22 protein-coding genes and 1 pseudogene are annotated in these 22,361 nt (G+C 45.7%); 10 read left to right on the forward strand and 13 right to left on the reverse strand.

Features of this window, described 5'->3' with window-relative positions:
* From PHH59_RS13090 to PHH59_RS13100, 4 genes are all read right to left on the reverse strand, one after another.
* A complete protein-coding gene (locus tag PHH59_RS13090) occupies positions 1-207 on the reverse strand; it encodes a DUF6494 family protein (RefSeq protein ID WP_300016880.1) in 207 nt (68 codons plus the stop codon).
* A 59-nt stretch (positions 208-266) separates the two neighbouring features.
* Complete coding sequence (locus PHH59_RS13095; protein ID WP_300016882.1) at positions 267-650, reverse strand: 4a-hydroxytetrahydrobiopterin dehydratase; 384 nt, start codon at positions 648-650, stop codon at positions 267-269.
* Between the two features lie 72 nt (positions 651-722).
* The gene (locus PHH59_RS16950) at positions 723-815 is read right to left on the reverse strand and encodes an IS1-like element transposase (protein WP_366145446.1); all 93 of its coding nucleotides are present in this window, start codon (positions 813-815) and stop codon (positions 723-725) included.
* 184 nt (positions 816-999) lie between these two features.
* Positions 1,000-1,506: a disulfide bond formation protein B gene (locus PHH59_RS13100; RefSeq protein ID WP_300016884.1), complete on the reverse strand. Its 507-nt coding sequence runs from the start codon at positions 1,504-1,506 to the stop codon at positions 1,000-1,002.
* Between the two features lie 160 nt (positions 1,507-1,666).
* On the opposite strand from PHH59_RS13100, the gene PHH59_RS13105 reads away from it, so the two are divergent.
* The 5 genes from PHH59_RS13105 to PHH59_RS13125 all read left to right on the forward strand — a co-directional run bounded on the left by PHH59_RS13105 (position 1,667) and on the right by PHH59_RS13125 (position 9,381).
* Positions 1,667-3,031 (forward strand): sigma 54-interacting transcriptional regulator, encoded by a 1,365-nt coding sequence (locus PHH59_RS13105; protein ID WP_300016886.1) that lies wholly within the window; start codon positions 1,667-1,669, stop codon positions 3,029-3,031.
* Positions 3,032-3,529: 498 nt separating this feature from the next.
* Positions 3,530-4,624 (forward strand): MBL fold metallo-hydrolase, encoded by a 1,095-nt coding sequence (locus PHH59_RS13110; RefSeq protein ID WP_300016888.1) that lies wholly within the window; start codon positions 3,530-3,532, stop codon positions 4,622-4,624.
* Positions 4,625-4,856: 232 nt separating this feature from the next.
* Positions 4,857-6,572: a SulP family inorganic anion transporter gene (sulP, locus tag PHH59_RS13115; protein WP_300016890.1), complete on the forward strand. Its 1,716-nt coding sequence runs from the start codon at positions 4,857-4,859 to the stop codon at positions 6,570-6,572.
* A gap of 369 nt (positions 6,573-6,941) precedes the next feature.
* Complete coding sequence (locus PHH59_RS13120; RefSeq protein ID WP_300016891.1) at positions 6,942-8,528, forward strand: alkaline phosphatase; 1,587 nt, start codon at positions 6,942-6,944, stop codon at positions 8,526-8,528.
* 139 nt (positions 8,529-8,667) lie between these two features.
* Entirely contained in the window at positions 8,668-9,381 is a 714-nt protein-coding gene (locus PHH59_RS13125; RefSeq protein WP_300016893.1) for a hypothetical protein, read from the forward strand.
* 821 nt (positions 9,382-10,202) lie between these two features.
* Here the strand turns inward: PHH59_RS13125 and PHH59_RS13130 are convergent.
* Both PHH59_RS13130 and PHH59_RS13135 read right to left on the reverse strand, forming a co-directional pair.
* Positions 10,203-10,652, reverse strand: a complete 450-nt coding sequence (locus PHH59_RS13130) for a hypothetical protein (RefSeq protein ID WP_300016895.1) — start codon at positions 10,650-10,652, stop codon at positions 10,203-10,205.
* Positions 10,653-10,771: 119 nt separating this feature from the next.
* Positions 10,772-11,046 (reverse strand): annotated as a pseudogene (locus tag PHH59_RS13135) (IS701 family transposase); the annotation flags it as partial.
* 295 nt (positions 11,047-11,341) lie between these two features.
* Between PHH59_RS13135 and PHH59_RS13140 the strand changes: the two are divergent.
* The 5 genes from PHH59_RS13140 to PHH59_RS13160 all read left to right on the forward strand — a co-directional run bounded on the left by PHH59_RS13140 (position 11,342) and on the right by PHH59_RS13160 (position 17,173).
* Positions 11,342-11,533: a transposase gene (locus PHH59_RS13140; protein WP_300016897.1), complete on the forward strand. Its 192-nt coding sequence runs from the start codon at positions 11,342-11,344 to the stop codon at positions 11,531-11,533.
* Positions 11,534-11,992: 459 nt separating this feature from the next.
* Complete coding sequence (gene amoC, locus PHH59_RS13145) at positions 11,993-12,745, forward strand: bacterial ammonia monooxygenase, subunit AmoC (protein ID WP_300016899.1); 753 nt, start codon at positions 11,993-11,995, stop codon at positions 12,743-12,745.
* 136 nt (positions 12,746-12,881) lie between these two features.
* A complete protein-coding gene (gene amoA, locus PHH59_RS13150) occupies positions 12,882-13,625 on the forward strand; it encodes a bacterial ammonia monooxygenase, subunit AmoA (protein WP_300016901.1) in 744 nt (247 codons plus the stop codon).
* Positions 13,626-13,718: 93 nt separating this feature from the next.
* On the forward strand, positions 13,719-14,963 hold the full coding sequence (gene amoB / locus PHH59_RS13155) for a bacterial ammonia monooxygenase, subunit AmoB (RefSeq protein WP_300016903.1): 1,245 nt from the start codon (positions 13,719-13,721) through the stop codon (positions 14,961-14,963).
* Positions 14,964-15,277: 314 nt separating this feature from the next.
* On the forward strand, positions 15,278-17,173 hold the full coding sequence (locus PHH59_RS13160; protein WP_300016905.1) for an ATP-binding cassette domain-containing protein: 1,896 nt from the start codon (positions 15,278-15,280) through the stop codon (positions 17,171-17,173).
* 36 nt (positions 17,174-17,209) lie between these two features.
* Here PHH59_RS13160 and PHH59_RS13165 read toward each other — a convergent pair whose 3' ends face one another.
* The 7 genes from PHH59_RS13165 to folB form a co-directional block, all read right to left on the reverse strand.
* Complete coding sequence (locus tag PHH59_RS13165) at positions 17,210-17,617, reverse strand: biopolymer transporter ExbD (protein ID WP_300016907.1); 408 nt, start codon at positions 17,615-17,617, stop codon at positions 17,210-17,212.
* Positions 17,607-18,281 carry a MotA/TolQ/ExbB proton channel family protein gene (locus tag PHH59_RS13170; protein ID WP_300016909.1) on the reverse strand — a complete coding sequence of 225 codons (675 nt, stop codon included), beginning with the start codon at positions 18,279-18,281 and terminating at the stop codon, positions 17,607-17,609. Before PHH59_RS13170 ends, PHH59_RS13165 begins: the two co-directional genes overlap by 11 nt.
* A gap of 10 nt (positions 18,282-18,291) precedes the next feature.
* Positions 18,292-19,080, reverse strand: coding sequence for an energy transducer TonB (locus tag PHH59_RS13175; protein ID WP_300016911.1), 789 nt, complete (start codon positions 19,078-19,080; stop codon positions 18,292-18,294).
* Between the two features lie 226 nt (positions 19,081-19,306).
* Positions 19,307-20,287 (reverse strand): ELM1/GtrOC1 family putative glycosyltransferase, encoded by a 981-nt coding sequence (locus tag PHH59_RS13180; RefSeq protein ID WP_300016913.1) that lies wholly within the window; start codon positions 20,285-20,287, stop codon positions 19,307-19,309.
* A 4-nt stretch (positions 20,288-20,291) separates the two neighbouring features.
* Positions 20,292-21,233, reverse strand: a complete 942-nt coding sequence (locus PHH59_RS13185; protein WP_300016915.1) for an NAD(P)/FAD-dependent oxidoreductase — start codon at positions 21,231-21,233, stop codon at positions 20,292-20,294.
* Between the two features lie 265 nt (positions 21,234-21,498).
* A complete protein-coding gene (folK, locus tag PHH59_RS13190; RefSeq protein ID WP_300016918.1) occupies positions 21,499-21,990 on the reverse strand; it encodes a 2-amino-4-hydroxy-6-hydroxymethyldihydropteridine diphosphokinase in 492 nt (163 codons plus the stop codon).
* Positions 21,987-22,346, reverse strand: coding sequence for a dihydroneopterin aldolase (gene folB / locus PHH59_RS13195; RefSeq protein WP_300016921.1), 360 nt, complete (start codon positions 22,344-22,346; stop codon positions 21,987-21,989). The genes folK and folB overlap by 4 nt, the downstream gene beginning before the upstream one ends.
* Positions 22,347-22,361: the final 15 nt, after the last annotated feature.

A 22,361-nucleotide genomic window follows, 5' to 3' on the forward strand; every position in this document is an offset into this window, starting at 1 on the left:
TTACTCCAGCTCTATAGTGCCTTCAATGCAATGGTTCAAACCGATAGCCTGAATCTCCAGCGTCATTTTGATTGCTACAGCCTCGTTGCCTTGCAATGCCTTGGAGTCCACCGCTTTAAACACGGCATGTTCGATTTCACGCTGTGACGTGACACCGACCTGTTTAAGATATTTCCTGATTTCCATATTCAATGTGTCTTCATTCATATTGACCTCGAGGGCGGGATGGTCCGTTAATCGCTAAAACAGCGGTTGTAGGCTTGCAGTCAATCATATTTGATATATTTGAAGCGTGGATCATCGGGTGTGCCGGTTAATGCCCCGCCTTCTTTACCAGGCTGCCACATGACCACGTCTTCAATTTTATGCGCCAGCTCAAAGTCTTTGTTGGTAATGCCTTTGGCCGCATGATTGACCAATTTGACGATAACAAACGCATAGGAGACAGCCAGGTCAGGATGGTGGAACGCCGCCTCGGCGAGATGTCCAACCGTATTGACCACCATCAAGGTCCCTTTCCAGCCGCTGGTTTTGTATTTACGCCGAATCCAGCCATTTTCCAGATACCAGTGCGGCAGCTCTTCTTTCAATCTTTCTTCCACTTCCGCATCGGAATAAGTTTCTTCGTGTTTACGCTCTCTCCAGCCCATAATGTGTCACCTCTTGTTTGTGTATAAAGTCGCTATCCCGTTGCCTAAAAACGGGCATGGCCCGCAGTTTTTTTAACGTGCGGATGGCCTGATCTTGAGCATCCGCGCGGTGTTACGGATTCCGTTACCATTGACCGCCATTTCTACGCCCTGCTTGACGGCCAGGCCAGAAGGCTTTGTAGGGGCAACTGGGCATGGACGTTTTGGTCCCGCTGTCCTGGGGCAACGGTAGTGGGGTGCCCAACGCGTTCTTCCCCGATTTGATTATTTGATTGCTATCGCAGACAGCAGGTGATTTCTTGGCAACAGGCCGTGGATTTTATTTTAAACCCGATACCGCCTAGAGCCATTACCCTTTTTCAGTATTCCACATTTGCAACAAACTTAAAGCAGCCAAAAGCAAAAACGCCACCAAGGTCCACGCCGGCATACTCAAGCCTAAAAACTGCCAATTCACTTCCGCGCAATCGCCTGAGCCATTGAGCATCAATTTTATGGTCGCGGACAGGGGGAAATTCTGGAACACATATTCCAATCCTGGCCCACATTCCGGCACTTTATCCGGCGGTAAATGCTGTATCCAGATATGCCGTGCCGATACCGCGCCGCCAGACAAAGCAAACACCGCACCGGTTATCGAATAAATTTTGATGCCGAGTGTTTGCGGATTGTGGATTGCCGCCGCCAAAAAACATAAGCCGGTCAACAAAATGCCTATGCGTTGGGAAATACACAAAGGGCATGGCTCCAAACCGTCAACAAATTGAAAATACGCGCCCATGCCGAGCAAAAATACACAAGCTAAAAAGCCCAAAAAAAACCAAATTCGGGGATTAAACTTTATTGATTCTAACATTTCACGCTACCTTTTGATTTCAGATTAAACCCACGTTGACAAAAATAAATAGTGTAACATCGACCGGAAAACGGCACATCGCCAGATTATGCCAGTCCGTCCGATTTTGACATTACAATAAAAAGCATTTTTCCACAATGCCAGACTCTGAACATTTTAAATGAAACAAATTCCCCTGCTCGAACCCTTATTAAGCCAATTGGACCAGCATGAATTATTGGCTTCGTTGCTGGTTTTATTTGCCGATACCCCGGTTTATTGCGTCGATAATCGGCAACGCATACTTTATTGGAGCGCGGCAATGGAGCGCATGACGGGGTTGCCAGCAAAGGATGTTGTTGGTAAGCCGTGTTTGCCAGATTATGAGATTACGATTGACGGCGTTGATGATGGCAACCCTGATGATAACCATCAGGTTGTCAACCTGATTTGCAAGGATGGCGACCATGTCTGCATGAAAAAAACAGTGCAGATGTTGCGTGGCCCGCACGGTGAAATTATTGGCGGTATCGGTTTGTTGGCTGCTTGTGGTGAGATTGGACGCAAGGAAAATCTGGCGAAAATCGAGAAAAATTCCACGCAGAATTTTTACGGCATAATCAGCCGTTCACCTGCGATGCAGGCCGTGTTCCAGATTATCGAAAACGCCGCCGAAACGACGGCAACGGTATTGGTCAGGGGCGAAAGCGGTTCCGGCAAAGAACTGGTCGCCAGGGCGATCCATCAACTGAGTGCCCGTAGCAAGGCTCCGTTTTTGGCGATCAATTGTGCCGCCCTCTCGAGTAGTTTGTTGGAGAGCGAGTTGTTCGGGCATGTGCGCGGCGCCTTTACCGGGGCGATTAAAGACCATAGCGGTTTGTTCCAACGGGCGCATGGCGGCACCTTGTTCCTCGATGAAGTCGCCGAATTGCCATTGGATTTGCAGGCGAAACTGTTGCGGGTGATACAGGAGCGCAATTTTATCCCAGTCGGCGGTGACCGTTCAGTCAGCGTCGATGTGCGCTTGGTTGCCGCTTCGCACCGCTCCTTGCGTGAACAAGTCAAAAAAGGTGAATTCCGCGAGGATTTAATGTACCGGCTACGAGTCGTGCCAATTTTTCTACCGCCCTTGCGCGAACGCCGCGAGGACATCAGTCTGTTGCTATGGCATTTTATCCAACTCCATAACGCCGAGAATTTCCGCAAAATTGATAGGATCGACCCGCTGGCGATGCGTCTGTTGCTGGATTATCAATGGCCAGGTAATGTACGGGAACTGCATAATGTCATCGAATACGCCTTTGCGGTCGGACGTGGCACGGTTTTGCGGCTGCCAGAATTGCCGCCTGAATTTCGCGAACCTGCCACTCCTGCCCCTATTGAGGCTCCGGCAGTGGTGGCCAAATTGCGTTTTTCCGCCGAAGACGAAGCCTCTGCAATACGTCAAGCTTTGCAACAAAGTAATGGCTCGGTTCGTCACGCGGGAAATTTGCTGGGCATGAGCCGCGCTACGTTTTGGCGCAAACGCAAGCAGTATGGGGTGTGATGTTTTGCCCGCACGGTATTCTTCAATGCTGTTAATGCCGTTTGGGTAACGATAATAAGCTTTGGGCAAAATTTGCAGGTGCTCAACGATGGCCTATGTGGGTAATATTTGTAAAAGCTATAAATGTTTCGTTTTTTGTTTCACGCTTTCTTTATTGAATCATTTATATGTTTCAATAAAGAAAGCGTGAAACGTTTTTATCGTCGTTTGCAATGTTTAGCCAAAAATAAAAACAATTTATTTCTTGTCGGTCTAAACATCCTGTCTTGTCAATTCCAGTCTATGCTAGAGGATAATGCCTTTTTTGCTAGGTGCTGGATGCCTCGGCGCTCATCAAAAACAATGCTTTCCACATCAACAATCCTTCCTGATTTGGGTTTAACCGGTTTGTGGCATAGGCTTTGCTTCAATGCTGGAAAACCATGCACAAAAAAAGATAAGACAGGCCAAGCCTGATTTCAAAACTAATGCCACCAAATAACCAACCGAGGCAATGCCATGTTATTTAAACAATTATTCGATGCCGAAACCTGGACATACACTTATCTGATTGCTGATCTGTCCACTAAAGAAGCCATATTAATTGATCCGGTCAACACCCACATCGATGACTATATCGCTTTGCTGGAAGAGCAGGGTTTGCAACTGAAATATACCCTGGAAACCCATGTCCACGCTGACCATATTACTGCGGGTGGCTTGTTACGCCAGCGTCTAGGGGCGCAAACGGCGGTCAGCGAATTGTGTGGGGCCAAAACGGCGGACATCCAAATTCAGGACGGTGATGTTTTTAGCTTTGGCGATGGTGAGCAGATTAAAGTGATAGCAACGCCTGGGCATACCCCCGGCAGCTTATCGTTTTTGTGGCGTGACCGTGTGTTTACCGGCGACTCCTTATTTATAGGTGGTTGCGGGCGCACCGATTTTCAAGGCGGTGATGCCGGGGCCTTGTACGATTGCATTACCCGGCGGCTGTTTACGTTGCCTGATGAAACGTTGGTCTATCCGGGCCATGATTATCAAGGCCGCTGGGTTAGCAGCATCATTCAGGAGCGCATCACGAATCCGCGTCTGGCTGGTAAATCCCGCGGGCAATTCATCGAAATTATGGCTAATCTTAATTTGCCTAAACCGCGCTTGATTGACGAAGCCGTCCCAGCCAACCGCTATTGCGGATTGGACGAAAATGAACGTCAGGATGCGGTTGCTCCGCGCGACGCCAGTGTACCAGTCAGACAAGAGTTGACGGCACAAGATTTGGTGTCACAGGCCAAGCAACATATTGCCGAAGTGACGGTAGATACTGCCAAGCAACTGATTAATGAAGGTAATCTGGTCGTTGTCGATACCCGTGAAGAAAGCGAATATGCGGCAGGCCATTTGGATGAGGCGGTATTGCTGCCGCGCGGCGTATTGGAATTTAAGATAGGCGCCGTTCCCGAATTGGCTGACAAGTCCAAGGCTGTGCTGATTTATTGCCGTAGTGGCGGGCGTTCTGCCTTGGCGGCGCAAACTATGCAGCAACTGGGTTATAAGAACGTTTTGTCGATGGCGGGTGGATTTGAGGCTTGGCAAAAAAGCTTGGGGCAATAAGATTTGTCCATTCCGGGTGCAATGATTTTGTCGTTTGAAGAAAAAGCCAGGAGGGATGAGGAGGCGCGGAATATTTTAGCGCGGAATATTTTAGATTGATGGCTTCCCAAGTTTTTCTATCCCAGATGGTCGATTACCAACCCTATTTTTCCGTAAACAAGATACGAAAACTATGACAATGCCGCCGTATTTATCTTTTCTTAATCCAAAGCCAAATCATAGGAATACGGACATGATCCCTGACAAATCATCGTTGGCTGGTTTTTTGCCCATTATCGGTTGGCTGAAAACGTATCATCGCAAAGATTTTAGTGATGATTTGTTTGCGGGCATCATTACCGCCATTTTATTGGTTCCCCAGAGTATTGCTTACGCGATTCTTGCAGGATTGCCGCCACAACTGGGTTTGTATGCCAGTGTTCTGCCGCCAGCCATCTATGCTTTGCTGGGAACCAGCCGCACCTTGTCAGTTGGGCCGGTTTCGATAGCCGCGATTATGGTCGCCAGTGCGCTGACTGCGCCCGAAATTAGTGTGTTGGGCAATCCTGCACAAAGCGCTTTGATTCTGTCGGCAGAAAGTGGCGTGATTATGTTGCTGATGGCGGTTTTGCGTATGGGCGGGCTGGTCAATTTTATCAGCCATCCCGTACTGGCGGGTTTTACCAGCGGGGCTGCTTTATTGATTATCGGTAGCCAGTTGCCACAAGTGTTAGGGATAAAAATACCGTCATGCGCATGGGATTTGAGCTGTTACGCACAAGCCATGCAACGTTTTTCTCCAGCGACTCCGATTATCGGTGCCAGCGCGTTAATGTTGTTAATATTTTTTGGTTCGCCACTGACCGGTTTGCTGAAAAAACTGCATGTTAATCTGTCGGTGGTTACAGCCATTAGTAAATGCGGACCGCTATTGACCGTTCTCCTCGCTACAGCAGCCGTGGGTTATTTTCAATTGACCGATAATGCCGTTGCAGTCGTCGGTTCCATACCGTCCGGTTTTCCGTCACCCAAAGCGGACTTCATCAATGTTGAAAAATGGCGGTTATTATTGCCCTACGCTGGTTTTATCGCCCTGATAGCTTATGTCGAAAGTGTCGCCATTGCCAAGGTGACGGCTAATCTTAGGGGTGAAAAAATTGTTCCCAATCAAGAGCTGATTGGCTTGGGTTGTGCCAATTTAATGGCGGCGATTTTCGGCGGTATGCCTGTTGCCGGAGGTTTTAGCCGGACGATGGTCAATTTTTCGGCTGGGGCGCGAACCCAGATGGCGATGTTGATTGCCGCGCTCATTCTCGCGTTAGCGGTCATTTTCTTAAGCACCTGGTTTGAGAATATCCCCAAAGCCGCGCTGGCGGCGATTATCCTGGTCGCTATTTTCCGGTTAGTGCGGATTAAACATATTTTCCATACTTGGCAATATGACCGTGGTGACGGCATGGCTGAGCTGGCGACCTTGCTCGGCGTGTTGGTATTGGGTATCGAACAGGGAATAACCCTGGGCATTGTCCTGACTATTGCCAGTCACTTGCGCAAAACCAGCCAGCCTCATATCGCCGTGGTCGGTCGCGTACCGGACACTGAGCATTTCCGTAACATCAAGCGCCATAGCGTCGAAACCTGGCATCATCTGCTGCTAGTGCGTATAGACGAAAGTATTACCTACGCCAATATTAGTTACATTGAGGACTATCTTGCCGGGGAATTAAGGCGGCAACCTAATACCAAACATGTCGTATTGATTTTAAATTCCGTCAATGACATTGATGCCACGGCATTGGAGTCGTTGGAAATTTTCAACCAAACTTTACAGGCATCTGGGAGGACCCTCAATTTATCAGAAACCAAAGGCCCTGTATTTGATAAGTTACAAAAAACCGATTTTCTTGAGCAAATTAAACCTGGCAAAGTATTTTTCAGGACGGAAGATGCCGTTAAGGCTTTGGGATAAATATAAGCGCGACTTTAAATCCATTGCAAAACTTGATAATAGCTTGAAAATCCAAAACGGATGCGGCAGCCACCATATCTCTAATCTACAAACAAAATCACAACGATTGATGTTGATTTTATAAAGCTTGAAGCCCGATCCTGAAATCGCTATTGCCGGAATAGCGGTGAAATTTTCCAAGCAATTCCTTCAGCCATACTTCACTAAATTGTAACGTAATTTTAACAATTTCTTAATCTAGTCTACTTTTTAGGTCTTTAGAATGGTGAATGGAAGGTTGAAGCTTCCTTGTCATCATGCGACGCGCTCGCTAGATCCAGGCGAATCTAGCATCTTAAGGCACTAAATAAACTAACCGGAGATCTAATTATGAAATTGAAACTTACTACAATCGCAGTTGCGGCTGTTTTATCAGCCAGCACAGCAATGGTTAGCCATGCTAGCCAAGACTCTTTTCCTGCCCCGGCTTCAGACCGTAATACTTGGTTTGCTGCGGGTAAAGCGGCTGTTCTTAAAAATATTGCTTTGAAACCTATAGTTGGCCCTGCGAAAAACGTCATCCTATTTATTGGTGACGGCATGGGTATTTCCACAGTCACAGCAGCGCGTATTTTGGCGGGCCAACAACCTGGCATTATCGATGCCAGCAACACCACGCCAGGCAGCAGTGGGGAAGAAAATTCTTTGAGTTTCGAAATGTTTCCTTATCTGGCCCTGTCAAAAACCTACAGTGCCAATCAGCAAACTCCTGACTCTGCACCGACTATGACTGCAATGGTCACTGGCGTAAAAACGCTTGATGGTGTGTTGTCGGTTGACCAAGGTGTCACCCGTGCCGACTGCGCGACTAACCTGAAAACCCACAAATTGAAAACTATTTTGGAACAGGCTGAAATCGCTGGCAAATCGACTGGCTTGGTTTCTACTGCCCGTATCACCCACGCAACGCCTGCCGCCAACTATGCCCACACACCAGAACGTGACTGGGAATCTGATGCTAACCAACCTGCAGGCTGTGCGGTTCCTGACATTGCCCGTCAATTGATTGAATTCCCTTATGGCAATGGCATTGAAGTCGCTCTAGGTGGTGGCCGCGAGTATTTCCGCAACACAACTCAAGCGGATCCAGAAGATGCAGGCAAATTCGGCAAACGTAATGACGGCCGTGATTTGACCGCTGAATGGGTGACCAGAAATGGCGCCGGCAGTGCTTTCATTTATAAACAAAGTGAGTTCGATGCCATCGACCCTTCAACTACAACTCATCTTTTGGGTTTGTTTGAACGTTCACACATGGAATATGAAGCTGACCGTTTAGCCGATACTGCCGGTGAACCAAGCTTGGCTGCGTTGACTGAAAAGTCCATCAAAATCTTATCCAATAACCCAAAAGGCTTTTATCTTCATGTTGAAGCGGGCCGTGTTGACCACGGTCACCATGCCGGTAACGCATACCGTGCCTTGACAGACGCCATCGCACTGTCTGATGCGGTAAAAAAAGCGGTTGACACTTTGACTGCTATGGGCGAACTGGAAAATACCTTGATTATCGTCTCTGCTGACCATAGCCATGTGTTTACGATTGCAGGTTACCCACAACGCGGTAACAACATTTTGGGTAAAGTTATCAACCCAGGCAGCACTGCTTACGCCAGCGCGGATGATAAGGCCCCTTACACTACCTTGACTTATGCTAATGGCCGGGGTTATCACACAGGCGTGAAAGGCGACGATGTTTATGGAACTCCGATTCAAATTGGCCGTTTCGCCGACATGACCGCTGTAGACACCACTGATGCTGATTTCCATCAAGAAGCGGCTGTACCATTGAGTGCTGAGACTCATGCGGGTGAAGATGTGGCAATTTACGCTAGAGGCCCTGGCGCACATCTGTTCCAAGGCACCATGGAACAAAACGCAATTTACCATGTTATGAACAGAAAAATGTCCAAATAATTAAAGGTCTTACCTTTAAGTACCGGTGATTCTGCTTTTTACGGAAATATTATTGGCTGGATGCTCAACAAGGGTGCGCAATGCACCCTTGTTTGTTTCTAGTATCAGATAACTACATGCCTTATCAGGAATTGTTTTAATGAAAACCACATTTGCTTTCTCGCTTTTTCTCATTTTGACCGCGTGTGCTGGTTCAGCAACAAAATCGTATATTCTGCCTGAAGGTCTGGCTGGTTTTGCCAAAGAAACCCTGCTTGCTTGCCGTTTTGAGAAACAGACCGGTGGCGAAAATAATACGCAAAAATCGAACTGGTATTTTTGGCGGCAAAAACAACGCACCGAAACGCACGATGAGCGTTCTCAGCAAGGTGAAATCTGGGAGCGTAACGAAGCCGGACAATTATTTTATACCCGGCTATTTTATAACGAGCATGTCGCTCTGGAATTTGTGCCCGGAGACTTGGCGGCAACTGGAGCTACCCCCTCATGGCAACAGCTAACGTCCTTAATAGATCCAAAGACTTTAGGTAAAGAATTGGTTTTCGTCGGAAAGGAAAATTTGGATGGCGTATTGGTCGAATATTATAAAGGAACAGTAAATAACGTCGAGACCGAAGTCGATTGGCTTCCGGTTTTACAGTTGCCCGCGCGTTTAATAAAGAAACAACCAGAAGGGAGTGTTTCCCTTGCTATTTCTGATTGCGGAAATGAGGCAAAATTTACAGTAAAACCTATTACCAAAGCTCAATATGATAATTTGCGTCATCTGGATTACACTGATTTGGGGGATTTGGAAAATGACCCGATGGTGCAGCATCTTGAGCAAGTTATGGGGACGCAACACCACGAATAACCTAATGTTCAGTATAACTGCAAATTTTGGTTTAACTAACTGATGTTACGCAGGTGTTTTCTGCGATGTGAAAATAAATAATGATGAGTCGCTATTTCGGGCTGTTCCCGACAAATACCCACAGGGCACATGACCTGCGGTGCTCGGCGAGGTAAACGGGAGTAAAACACGTTACTGCGTAACGTCAGTAACTAAATACCGATATTAGGTTGTCAATGCCTTTGTGTGGAAAGTACAAATTGTAGGGCATATTAAGCAGCATAAAAAGTTTAGGCTCTATATGGGTTTCAGGGTCTTTTACTAAAGATATACGGCAAGCCGTTAATAAGCTAGCAACATTAAAAATACCCGTCATTCCGGCAGGGATTGCCGGAATCCAGATGCCAGGATGGCATCTGCCAACTTCGTACAGTTAAAAATAATCGAATGGTTCGATTTCCGTCATTTTTGCGTGATTATTAACGTTCACATCCCTGTGAACTGGATTCCGGCAATCCCTGCCGGAATGACGGGTAGATTTATGGTCGCTATATTTATTAACAATAAAAAGACCCCAAAACCCATATAGAGCCAAAGTTTAATCTGTTTACTGCTGAGTAACAACTGGTGTTATACATTACTGCAATTATCAATAACTCTGCGTTATTGATTTTTGGGTTGCCTGCATAACATCAGCTATTTTTTAACTCAAACATAGCTGATATTCAATTGCTAACAAAATGTTAATTCTTAGAGTATGTCATCGACCTATGAGCAAATTAGGTGCATGGGTTAGGCGGACTGCAGATCCGCTTTATGAAAAATTGGTGTTGGACCGTAACTTAAATTTCATCCAAGCCTGATAAACCATCAATGGTCCAGTTATCGAAGTCTGAAACGCCATCTTGATTATCGCCGTTATTATAAGTGATTCTGCAGGCGTATTTTTTTGTGCTAGATTTTGATGGCTCTGAGGATATGGTTATTTCGGCGTTAATGACATATTGATAATTACCCAGGCTCCAAGCATTAATCGGTTTTTCAGGATAGGTAATTGCAAGATTAGGATCGAGTTTTGATTTTATATATTGATTGCAATGGGTGAATGCTATTTCCGTTAAATGAGTGGAAATGGGTAATTGGCTTGCTTTATCATTGCTATCAACCAGAAACATATCTGACTTTATTACTTCATAAACTAATGGCATTACTACTTTTTGTTGGATCAACAAAAGAGCAGCAAGCCCAATAATAAGTTTGAGTATTGGGTGATTTTTGATGAAGTTTTTCATAATATTGAGGATCGAAGCCAGTGAATATTTTTATTCCATTGGTTGAATTTTAACAGACATCAACATCTTAAGAGCAAGTATATTTTTAGCAAATGTTTTTGTTATGTTAAAAACTGATGTTACGCAGCCCGTAATTTCTGCAGCTCATCATACGCCATCTGGTTCGCTTTTATATACAGCTTGGCCCGTATGGCGAAATGGTTGGTTTTATGTTTGATCTTCAAACATTCCAGCTTGCACCCACAGGGCATCTACGAAACACGGCATAGATGGACATGAAGAGGTGGTTGTTTTGTGTGGTGACAGTGCGGGTGGGCGACTTCGCCAGCCCCGCGTTGGATTTCAATGATTTATGGAACTCTTCGACCTTCCACCGTTTTTGGTAGAGGGTTGAGGCTTGCCCACCGTCGCACGCCCAATCGCTGTATACCCGCTTCAACAAACCCGTGCTGCCGTCTTTGTTTGTCTTGTGCCCTGTGGGTAAAAAACCCGCCGGACGAACAGCGCTTCATGATCGAAGCCTTTCATCCAGCCGCGCACCGCTTGTTGATCCGCCAATTCTAACTGGCTGACACTCTTATATCTTGATTCTGACTCCCCCAAGAGCCAGAATCCCCGACCGATCATCGGTAGGATGGCGGAGGAAGTCGCGTTTACCCTGAGGCTTAAAGCCTGTCCCAGAGCAGGTGGTGGCCTTTGCGGGCCTTGCGCCCGCCCTGCGCGAATCGGGGCAATGGACAGTCAAACCCCGTATTTCCACACCCACGGGGCTAGGGAAAAACGGCGGCCCGATCTTGCGCAAGATCCTGTACATGCCCGCCTTATCCGCTTGGAGACATAACCCGCCCCGTCCGCACGTTCTGCGAACGGCTCAAGGCTAATGGCAAAAATGGCAAGGCCATTGCCCGCTGCTATGCGCAAATTAATCCATATCGCTTTTGGCGTCCTCAAATCCGGTGAACCTTTTGACCCTCTCTGGGCATACTCAAAATAACACTTGATCTTTGGATTTTAAGACGGTATCTGGGGAATAAATGGCTGGCTTCGCCGTCGCCAAGCCTTGGTGCAGATCAGGTAGTCTGTGTAGATGTAGAGTTCGGTTTTTTCTTTATCCATCCTCAAATGATACGCTTTTGGGGAGCGGGGTGCGTAACATTAATTACAAACAAGTTTCTGGCAATGATTGGGCTTGACAAGGATAATTGAACTGGTAGACTGATTACTCACCAAATAGAGTTGGTGTCTTTCTTATTAGTAGCACTAAAAAGAATGGGAAAAAAGGAATTGTTACTATCGTTTCTTGGGTAATACCAAGATTATAATATTTTTAGGAGATAGAAATGGCAGCTACAACTGAATCAGTGAAAGCTGATGCTGCGGAAGCACCGCTGTTAAATAAAAGAAACATGTTTCTAGGCGTATTGCTATATGTAGTATTTTATGGCTGGGTACGTTGGTACGAAGGTGTTTATGGCTGGTCTGCTGGTCTTGACTCTTTCGCGCCAGAATTCGAAACTTACTGGATGAACTTCCTGTATATCGAGTTCGTATTAGAAGTTACTACTGCAGGTATCCTGTGGGGTTATATCTGGAAAACACGTGACCGTAAAGTTATGTCGATTACTCCAAGAGAAGAATTGAGAAGACATTTTACTCATTGGACTTGGTTGGTAATGTACGCAACTGCTATCTATTACGGTGCAAGCTACTTCACCGAACAAGATGGTACTTGGCATCAAACTATCGTTCGTGATACTGACTTCACTCCAAGTCATATCATTGAATTCTATTTGAGCTACCCAATCTACATCATTACTGGTGTTGCGTCATTCTTGTACGCAAAAACTAGATTGCCTGCTTATCAACAAGGTTTGTCATTGCAATACATGGTATCTGTAATTGGACCTTTCATGATTTTGCCAAACGTTGGTTTGAACGAATGGGGCCACACTTTCTGGTTCATGGAAGAGTTGTTTGTTGCTCCTTTGCACTACGGTTTCGTATTCTTCGGATGGGCAGCTTTAGGCGTAATGGGCGTTGTAAATACAGAAGTTGCTTCAATATCGAAACTTCTGAAAAAAGACTTGGCGTAATACTCCCCCTGTCTAAAATAAGTAAACAAATCTATCTCCTGAATGATCGCCGTTTTTTAACAGCTATTAATAAAGCGGCGATAATAAGAAGATGGTATTTATAAAAATAATTTAAATCCTTTTAGGAGGTAAGCTAATGAGCGCATCTCAATCAGCTGTACGTTCACGCGCTGAAGCAGTAAAAGCTTCACGTACGTTCGACTGGCTAATCTGTTTTACATTGTTCTTCGTTGTTCTTGGTGGTTATCATATCCATTATATGTTGACTGGTGGTGACTGGGATTTCTGGACTGACTGGAAAGATAGACGTCTATGGGTAACTGTAGCTCCTATCGTATCGATCACATTCCCTGCTGCAGTTCAATCAATGTTGTGGTGGCGTTACCGTTTACCGTTTGGTGCAGTGCTTTGTGTTTTGGGTCTGCTTTTAGGTGAATGGATCAACAGATATTTGAACTTTTGGGGATGGACTTATTTCCCAGTAAATTTCTGCTTCCCTTCAAATCTGATGCCAGGTGCTATAGTTCTTGATGTTATCTTGATGACAACAGGAAGTATGACTGCTACTGCGGTAATCGGTGGTATGGCATGGGGACTGTTGTTTTATCCAGGTAACTGGCCAATCATTGCTCCATTACATGTTCCTGTTGAATACAACGGCATGATGATGACTTTGGCTGACTTACAAGGTTACCACTACGTTAGAACCGGTACTCCTGAGTACATCAGAATGGTTGAAAAAGGTACACTAAGAACTTTCGGTAAAGACGTTGCTCCAGTATCGGCATTCTTCTCTGCTTTCGTTAGTATCTTGATTTACTTCTTGTGGCATTTCTTTGGTCAATGGTTCAATAAAACTGACTTTGTTAAAGCTGCATAAAGAACCCAAAAATAATGACCTAGTTGCTAAATTAAAAATTCTATAGCACTAGATACTCGAAAACTATAGATTCTCTATTATAGAGGAGGATATATGAAAATATTAAAAGACAAGGTTGCAAAATTGTCCTTTGTCGCATTGCTGGCTACTGTAACAGCATCGATGTTTTACACGCCAACTGTCGCTGCACACGGTGAAAAATCCCAAGCTGCGTTCATGCGTATGCGTACTATCCACTGGTTCGATTTGAACTGGTCAAAAGAAGAAGTTGCTGTTAACGATACAATGACTATCTCTGGAAAATTCTTTGTTTTCAGCGGATGGCCAGAAACTGTTGACAAACCAGAAATTTCTTTCTTGAACATTGGTATCCCTGGTCCAGTATTTATCCGTGCTGGATCTTGGATTGGCGGTCAATTGGTTCCACGTTCAGTTTCTTTAGAGCTGGGTGAAACTTATGACTTCAAAGTTCTGTTAAAAGCTCGTCGTCCAGGTGACTGGCACGTTCACACAATGTTGAACGTAAAAGGTGGTGGTCCAATCATCGGGCCAGGTAAATGGGTGACTGTAACAGGATCAATGAGTGATTTCGTAAATCCAGTCACTACTTTAACAGGCGAAACCATTAATCTTGAAACATACAATCTAGAAAACACCTATTTCTGGCATGCTTTCTGGTATGCTTTAGGTTTAGCTTGGATGGTATATTGGATGCGTAAGCCAATGTTCATCCCAAGATCAATCGCTGTTGAAGCCGGCAAAGCTGATTCTTTAATCAGTGGAACAGACAGAAAAGTTGCTCTAGGTTTTGCAGCAGGTACTATCGCAATCGTTGCCATGTCAATGGGAAACACAAACGAACAGTATCCTGTTACTACTCCTTTGCAAGCTGGTTTGTTGCGTGGTATTAAATCAATCGAAATGCCAGTGCCAACTGTAGCAGTTAAAGTTGAAGACGCTACTTATCGTGTACCAGGTCGTGCAATGCAAATGACTTTGACTATTACAAATAACGGCGATTCCGCTATTCGTTTAGGCGAGTTCAACACTGCAGGTGTTCGCTTCATGGACGCTAACGTTGCTCAAGATGAAACAGGTTATCCTGATGACTTGTTGGCTGAAGAAGGGTTAACTGTTAGCGATAACAGTCCTTTAGCTCCCGGCCAATCAAGAACAGTTCAAGTAACTGCTTCTGACGCTGCATGGGAAGTTTACCGTTTAGCTGACTTGATCTACGACCCAGATAGCCGTTTTGCTGGTTTGTTGTTCTTCTGGGATGAAGCTGGAAAACGTCAAATGATTACAATTGACGCTCCATTGATTCCAACATTTATTTAATTTTTTAAATATTTGATTAATTATAAATAAGTTTTAGTAATACAATTAAAACCGTTCCCTATTTTTATGGGGGGCGGTTTTTTTTTGCATGTATGAACCATGAATAATTAAAAATAATTTCATTTTTTATTAAATAAAAACGAAATATTTTTCATATCGATATGTATTTTTATAGAATGAAGAAGTGCAGATTGTGACTACCAGTTTTAGGCGAGTTCGAATGTTGCATTACAAGCACATATTCAAAAATTATAATTACTCAATAAAGGCATCTGACAGGGAAAGTTATTGCCCTGTTTTACTTAATTTCGCCCATGTTAAATTTTAAAAATATTACGTTGCGTCGTGGCGTACACATATTATTTGCCAATTCCTCTTTTACAATTCACAAGAGTTATAAAGTTGGCTTTACTGGAGCGAACGGAGCCGGCAAATCCAGTTTTTTTTCTATGGTATTGAATGAGCTTCAACCTGATCAAGGCGAGTTCTCAATGCGGCCTAATTTGGAAATCGCTCATGTAGCGCAAGAAACACCGGCGGTAGCCCGGTCAGCGATTGATTATGTTATTGATGGCGATGTTGGATTGAGGCAATTGGAACTTCAAATATCCGCAAATGTACTTGCAAATGATGGCCTAAAGTTGGGGGATAATTACACAACGATGGAAAGCATCGATGGATATACAGCACAAGCTCGCGCCTCACGATTAATGAATGGTTTAGGTTTCAAAGCGGACCAAGAACAAAATCTTGTTAGCTCGTTTTCCGGCGGTTGGCGGATGAGGCTTAATCTGGCGCAAGCGTTGATGTGCCGTTCAGATGTTTTGCTGTTGGACGAACCGACTAACCACCTAGATTTAGATGCGGTTATTTGGCTGCAAGATTGGCTATGTAAATATCCGGGTACCCTATTGCTGATTTCTCATGACCGAGATTTTCTGGACATAATAACGGATCATATAGTGCACATCGAACAGAATAAAGCCGAAATGTATACGGGAAATTATTCGGCTTTTGAGAAAATGCGTACAGAAAAATTAGCCCAGCAACAATCTGCGTATTTAAAACAACAACGCGAAATCGCCCATATCCAGAGTTTCGTCGACCGCTTTAAAGCCCAGGCGACCAAAGCCCGGCAAGCACAAAGCAGGATTAAGGCGTTAGAGCGGATGGAGATTATTGCCCAAGCACATGTCGATTCACCATTTGATTTTAGTTTTCCCAAAGTCGGTAGGATGCCAAATCCTTTGCTTAAATTGGATAAAGCAAACATAGGTTATGGTGAATCTACCGTAATAAAACAAGCTGGATTGTCAATCGTCCCAGGCGATAGGATTGGTTTGTTAGGGCCGAACGGAGCTGGAAAATCCAGTTTAATTAAAGTATTGTCAGGTGATTTACAACTACAATCGGGGGTTCGCCTAGAAGCAGATGCTTTAAAAATCGGTTATTTTGCCCAGCATCAACTTGAGCAATTGCGTCTTGATGAAAGTCCGTTATGGCATCTTCAGCAACTTAATAAACAAGCGACCGAAAAAGACTTGCGTAATTTTCTGGGGGGATTTGATTTTAGGGGCGATAAAGTCCTGGAGTCCGTGAAACCTTTTTCAGGAGGAGAAAAGGCGCGTTTGGTGCTAGCCTTGTTGGTCTATCAAAATCCAAACTTATTATTGCTGGATGAGCCGACTAACCATCTTGATTTGGAAATGCGCCATGCTTTATGTGTCGCTTTGCAAGATTTTGAAGGTGCGATTGTGGTTGTTTCGCATGACCGTCATTTATTGCGCTCAGTGACAGATCAATTATTGTTGGTCGCGGACGGAAAAGTTCAAAGCTTTGATGGCGACCTCGATGATTATCGGAATTGGTTAAGCGAGCAGAAAAAAAATGATGAGAAAACAGTATCTGTTGAAATTGCCAGCGTGTCACGCAAAGATCAACGAAAATTAGAGGCTGAACGTCGGCAACGCCATAAGCCATTATACGATGCATTAAAAAAAGCTGAATTAGCAGTAGAAAAATATCATCAGGAACAACAACAATTAGAGCGGCTACTTACTGACCCGTTGCTTTATGATGAATCAAAAAAAACATGCTTGAAAGAACTGTTGGAACGTAAAATACAGGTTGACAAAGCCTTGGACGCCGCTGAATCAGTTTGGTTGGAGGCAGAAGAAAAAATAGAGTCGTTAAATAACAGTGATCGGTAAGTATCATAAGAAAGTACATAACTTTTAATGACTCAATTATTCCCGTGTAATAAAAGCTAACTTATTAATCCCGGCTTTGTGGGCAACCGCCATCGTTTCTGCGACTTTGCCATAAGGCACGGCGGTGTCTGCTTGTAATTGCACAGTCAGTTCAGGGTCGGCAGTATGCAAATCCTGCAATTGTTGCTCAAGAGCAGTGATAACTTGCGGTTTGTCATTGACCGTAATATTGCCTTGCGCATCAATGGCGATGCTTGCCAAATGGCCTTCAGGTGCCGGGTCGGTTTTTTCTGTTTTCGGTAAGTCCACATGGACTGCCTGGGTCAACAAAGGTGCTGTGACGATAAACACCACCAATAGCACCAGCATTACATCGACTAAAGGTGTAACATTAATTTCGCTCATGGCCTCACGGTCTGAAGACGAATCAGTTTTAAACGCCATAGTTATTCTCCTGAGTGGTTTTCAAGCCGGCTTTAACCGCTAGATTGAGAAAATCGGTTGCGAAATATTCCAGTTCCGCTTCAGACAACTTAATCGTCCTGATAAAAAAATTATACGCCAGAACTGCAGGAATAGCCGCCGCAATACCGATGGCGGTTGTTATTAATGCTTCACCAATGGGGCCGGCCACGACATCCAAACTGGCCGATTTGGCTTGGCTGATTGATTGCAGCGCGTGCATGATCCCCCAAACTGTCCCGAATAATCCGACAAAAGGCGATGTGCTGCCAATACTGGCAAGTATCGACAACCATTGCTCCAGTGTTTTGCGCTCCTTGCTGATTTGTTGGCGCAAGGAACGTTCCAACACCAATTGAATATCGCCACTCAGTTCAAGCGTGGACGATACATTATTATGGACGTCACTAAGCGCATGAAAACCAGCACCTGCAATGCGCCCTAACGCACTATTATGATAATCCAGCTTTGCGGCAGCCATCAAGTTACCGGCATTCCAAAATTGTTGGGCATAAGCGCGGTTGCTCCGGTTAATTGTCCAGATCATCCAGCTTTTTAAAAAGATAATCGTCCAGGTGATGATCGAAAATCCGATCAGTATCCACAAAGTCAATTGGACGATATTAGCGGAAGAAATATTTATCATGACGTTTCCTTTAATGTTTAAATTTGAATGAAATTGGCACTCTGACCCAATCATTTACTGTCATATTGCCCCTGTGGGCCGGGATAAATCGCCAAGATTTAACTTGTTCGACAGCCGATTCATCAAGAATTTCGTGACCACTTCCGCGAACAATTTTAACTTCTCCGGCAGAACCATTTGCCAACACGCGGATATCTAAGACCACAGTGCCTTCCCATTGACGCATTTGGGCGATACGTGGATAACGGGTAGGTGGATTGTTTAGTCCTGGGGCAGAATAAGCGGCTTTGACCAAGGGTTCCGATACCGCCGATGTTTCGGAATTTGGATTGCTTTTAGCCGTGGTATGGGAGCTTATTGGTTGTGGACTTTGCACAGTCGAAACCGTTTCAGTGACCGGAGTTGGCAGCGATTTTTGCTCTGTCGGTGCGGGGGCTTTTAGGGGTTCCGTCGGTTTATCCACAGGCTTGGGCTTGGGCTTGGCGGGCATTTTCGGTTTTACTTTCGGCTTATCTAGTTTCTTGGGAGGCGGTTTGGCTGCGGCAGGTGCCGGGGCAGATTGTTGAGGCGTTGGTTTGGCAACAAGCTGTGGTGACACTGGCTGGCTACTTGGTGCCGTAGTAAGGGCAACTTCAACAACCAGGGGTGGTTTTTCCTTTGGTAGCGGTTCGGTTGCCATGCCTTGCCATAAAGACCAAGTTCCGGTGTGCAGGGCAATTGAAATGAGGCAGGCGATAAACGTGGCCTTGACTGGAAAGTGTCTAGTTAGGTTTGAAGATGCAATAATTATCGGGGGCATCAGTGTATTATTAAAATTTGACCATAACAGCGGTTATGCTTAATCCCCCAGCATCTGTAGTGTAAAACATCTTAGTTTAGTGGGCGGGGATGGTTTTATTAAGCAATGACCTTAACTAGCCGCGAATTTTATCACAGTCACTTGAACGGAAAATGAGATTTGCTTGAAAACGAAAAAGTTTATCGTGAAGTTTATGAAAAACGGATAATAATTGATAGATGGCTGTTCAGCTTTGGCAAATGTTCCCAAAGTGCTTTTGTATAACGTCGACTAGTTTTCCGGTAGGGTCAGGAGGGATATACGACCAAGGTTCAAACTTGTCAGTGAGTAACCTTGCGGCACCGTAATCAATCAATCTACCGACAATATCCCGATGATAACATTCGGTAGCGGAGCTGCTCAGGTCAACCAATAAGGGTTTGCCTGTAAATGCAGCTTCCGAGCACATCGATAATGAATCGCCAGAGACCACAAAAACATCGGCATGGGCGAGCAGGGCGTGGTAAAAGTGGCTTTCTATTTGTTGCCAGTCGAAAAAATAATGTGTTAAGCCAGCAAGTCCGGTCAGCAGGGCGGTGAGCGCGTCTGGCGGAGTCCGGCGGCTGTTGGAAACCAGCACGCACCCACCTAATGTCGTGCTGATTTTGTAGACCCGTCCGGCAAATTGCCGCGCATGGTCTTCGGTAAAACCATTGCAATAACGGGTGTTGCCTCCGACCAACAAGGCGATGATAGGTTTTGGCAAAGCGTTGAAATAGTTTTCATATTGTTGATACGCGGCTGCTAAGCCTTCGCGGGTCAATTGATGCGGCACACCAGGTATGGTGACGATATTGCCGCCGGACAATTGTGGCGAGGCGACCAGGTCATATTCGGCAAGGCGCGGATGGCGTTCATCTGGTAAAATCGAGGCGAGATAGACATTGAACAACTGCCCATTAAACAGTTCGCGCAAGTCGGCAATTTCAGCCGTGGTTTCCTCGCCCGTGCCGCTAATGACCAACAGTGGCGGTTGGTTTTCCCCTTGTTGCCTGTAGCGTGTTTGCAGGTTTTTTTGGTAGCGTTGGGTATCGCCGTCAGGTATTGGAATCAATTCATAACCATAACCTAAACGTTCCGCCAAACCGATACGCGCATGCAGTTCGCCAGTATATTCACTGTCCACCACCCAAACCAAGGGTGGTATTTTATTAGGAGTTGCTGTCATTCGTTTACACCCGTTCACTCAAATCCTGCGCGGCAATTGCCCCTTCGGCGATGGCGTTGACGACTGACTGGTGTTTGGCATTCGCCACATCGCCAATCGCATAGACCCAAGGGATAGAGGTGCGTTTGGAGGCATCCGTCTTGATATATCCCGCTTCTTTAGCCATGCCGTTAAAAACGGCAAAGGAATCAAGAAATTCAGTATTGGCAGCAAAGCCTAAACGGGCAAAAACCCTGTCGGCATAAACTTTGCCGTTGTCCTGTAACAGGATCTCGATGCCGCCTTGGTGTTGCCGGAATGCGCTGGCCTGTGCGCCAACATGTTCGATGATGCGGCCTTGGGCGACCAGGCCCAAAACTTCTCTGTGAACAACCGGGCGGGCTTTGGGGCGGCTGCGTATCAACAGATGGACTTGCGCCCCCGCCAGTGCCGCATCTTTTGCGGTGAAATATGCATTATCTCCGCCGCCGATTACCGCCACAGATTTGCCCGCCAACTCTGGTAGCTGTCCTACATGTGCGGTTGGAAAAAAAGAAATGCCACCTGCTTGGTAACACGATGAAAATCCAGGTAAATCGGCGAAGATTTCTGGTCCCAAAACCCTGGTGCCGGTGGCAATCACCAACGCCCGCATTGAAAAATAAAGGCGGGTTCCGGCCTGTTCGACCTCTACCGCAAATCCTGTCGCTGTAGTGGCGGCGGCGAGCAGACGGGCTTGGAAAATAATATCAACAGCAACTTGCCGGATATGCTCGGCGTAAGTTTCAGCAAGCTGCACACTGGTTTGTCCGGGCGAGCCCAACACCCATCTGTTAATCCGGTTCAATTGCAATAATTGTCCGCCCGGCTTGGTGTTCTGTTCAAGAATAATCGGTGTGCAGCCCAGTTGTTTTAGCCACAACGCACACGCCATGCCCGCTACGCCGCCGCCGATAATTCCGATCATATATGGCTTGCCGGAAGAATTGCCCATAAAGGTTAGGTTATTTTGTTGGCGTATGGGATAGTTCTGAATTCATCAGTCCCAAAAGACCAGGGCTGATAGCTTGTTAAAACCGATTGCCCAGCCTCCATGCTGGAACCAGCCAAAACACTTTACCTTAAATTTACCGGTATGCAAATGAAACCGCTTGCCTGCGCCGGACATTAGGCGGTACAGCAAACGCATTCGCAAATGATGTGCTTTTTGCTTTAATGCCACGGTTGCTTATCTACATGGGAGATAAGCTAATCCGCCGTTGCCGAATTCCAGCTTTCGGCATTGCTTCCCATAATTGGGCATAACTTTTGTGCGAGACCGGGTGTTTTAGCAACGGTGCGATTTCAGCCAAAGGCTCCAGCACAAAGGCGTATTTTTCAATATCTACGCGGGGGATTTGCAAGCCGCCGTCATCGACAATCTCATCACCAAATAACAGCAAATCCAGGTCCAAGGTGCGTGCGGTAAATTTTTTGCTGTCCGGTGGACGGCCTTGGGAAAATTCTATTTGCCGCAATTGTTGAGCGACGGTTTTGGCATTTAGCGCAGAATCAAACCCCACCACTAGGTTATAAAACGTATCACCGGAAAAACCTACGGGTTCCGCTTCATAAACACTGGAGACGAGCAACCCGCCAAACGTCTGTTGTAATGCCGCCAAGCCGGCGGCAATATTTTTTTTCCGGTCTATATTGCTGCCAATGCTGATAAATCCACGGGTCACGCGCTTTTATCCCCGCGTTCGATGGTGATGCCGACATCAATCCCGCTGCCTATTGCACCTTTTTTGTTCAACGTGATTTTCACCCAAGGCACGTTAAATTCATTGCGGATAAGCTCGGCAATCTCAGAGATTAACCGCTCCACCAAAAAAAACTCGCTGGCTTTAACAAAGCCGATGATGCGGTCAGAGACGGTTTTATAATCCAGCGCGTAGTGAATATCGTCCGTTTCCGCCGCCTTTTGGATGTCAAACGCCATTTCAATATCTAAAATAACGGTTTGCCGTTGCTGGCGTTCCCAATCGTAAATGCCGATCAAGGTGTCTATCTCAAGTCCGCCTAAAAAAATAATGTCCATGTAACTTCCGCTGCT

This window comes from Methylovulum sp. (genome assembly GCF_028687615.1).
GTDB lineage: Bacteria > Pseudomonadota > Gammaproteobacteria > Methylococcales > Methylomonadaceae > Methylovulum.

What these genes read in the sequence shown, in the direction of transcription:
- PHH59_RS13090 (WP_300016880.1), bottom strand. Translation starts at nt 207, where the DNA reads ATGAATGAAGACACATTGAATATGGAAATCAGGAAATATCTTAAACAG.
- PHH59_RS13095 (WP_300016882.1), bottom strand. Translation starts at nt 650, where the DNA reads ATGGGCTGGAGAGAGCGTAAACACGAAGAAACTTATTCCGATGCGGAA.
- PHH59_RS13100 (WP_300016884.1), bottom strand. Translation starts at nt 1,506, where the DNA reads ATGTTAGAATCAATAAAGTTTAATCCCCGAATTTGGTTTTTTTTGGGC.
- PHH59_RS13105 (WP_300016886.1), top strand. Translation starts at nt 1,667, where the DNA reads ATGAAACAAATTCCCCTGCTCGAACCCTTATTAAGCCAATTGGACCAG.
- PHH59_RS13110 (WP_300016888.1), top strand. Translation starts at nt 3,530, where the DNA reads ATGTTATTTAAACAATTATTCGATGCCGAAACCTGGACATACACTTAT.
- sulP (WP_300016890.1), top strand. Translation starts at nt 4,857, where the DNA reads ATGATCCCTGACAAATCATCGTTGGCTGGTTTTTTGCCCATTATCGGT.
- PHH59_RS13120 (WP_300016891.1), top strand. Translation starts at nt 6,942, where the DNA reads ATGAAATTGAAACTTACTACAATCGCAGTTGCGGCTGTTTTATCAGCC.
- PHH59_RS13125 (WP_300016893.1), top strand. Translation starts at nt 8,668, where the DNA reads ATGAAAACCACATTTGCTTTCTCGCTTTTTCTCATTTTGACCGCGTGT.
- PHH59_RS13130 (WP_300016895.1), bottom strand. Translation starts at nt 10,652, where the DNA reads ATGAAAAACTTCATCAAAAATCACCCAATACTCAAACTTATTATTGGG.
- amoC (WP_300016899.1), top strand. Translation starts at nt 11,993, where the DNA reads ATGGCAGCTACAACTGAATCAGTGAAAGCTGATGCTGCGGAAGCACCG.
- amoA (WP_300016901.1), top strand. Translation starts at nt 12,882, where the DNA reads ATGAGCGCATCTCAATCAGCTGTACGTTCACGCGCTGAAGCAGTAAAA.
- amoB (WP_300016903.1), top strand. Translation starts at nt 13,719, where the DNA reads ATGAAAATATTAAAAGACAAGGTTGCAAAATTGTCCTTTGTCGCATTG.
- PHH59_RS13160 (WP_300016905.1), top strand. Translation starts at nt 15,278, where the DNA reads ATGTTAAATTTTAAAAATATTACGTTGCGTCGTGGCGTACACATATTA.
- PHH59_RS13165 (WP_300016907.1), bottom strand. Translation starts at nt 17,617, where the DNA reads ATGGCGTTTAAAACTGATTCGTCTTCAGACCGTGAGGCCATGAGCGAA.
- PHH59_RS13170 (WP_300016909.1), bottom strand. Translation starts at nt 18,281, where the DNA reads ATGATAAATATTTCTTCCGCTAATATCGTCCAATTGACTTTGTGGATA.
- PHH59_RS13175 (WP_300016911.1), bottom strand. Translation starts at nt 19,080, where the DNA reads ATGCCCCCGATAATTATTGCATCTTCAAACCTAACTAGACACTTTCCA.
- PHH59_RS13180 (WP_300016913.1), bottom strand. Translation starts at nt 20,287, where the DNA reads ATGACAGCAACTCCTAATAAAATACCACCCTTGGTTTGGGTGGTGGAC.
- PHH59_RS13185 (WP_300016915.1), bottom strand. Translation starts at nt 21,233, where the DNA reads ATGATCGGAATTATCGGCGGCGGCGTAGCGGGCATGGCGTGTGCGTTG.
- folB (WP_300016921.1), bottom strand. Translation starts at nt 22,346, where the DNA reads ATGGACATTATTTTTTTAGGCGGACTTGAGATAGACACCTTGATCGGC.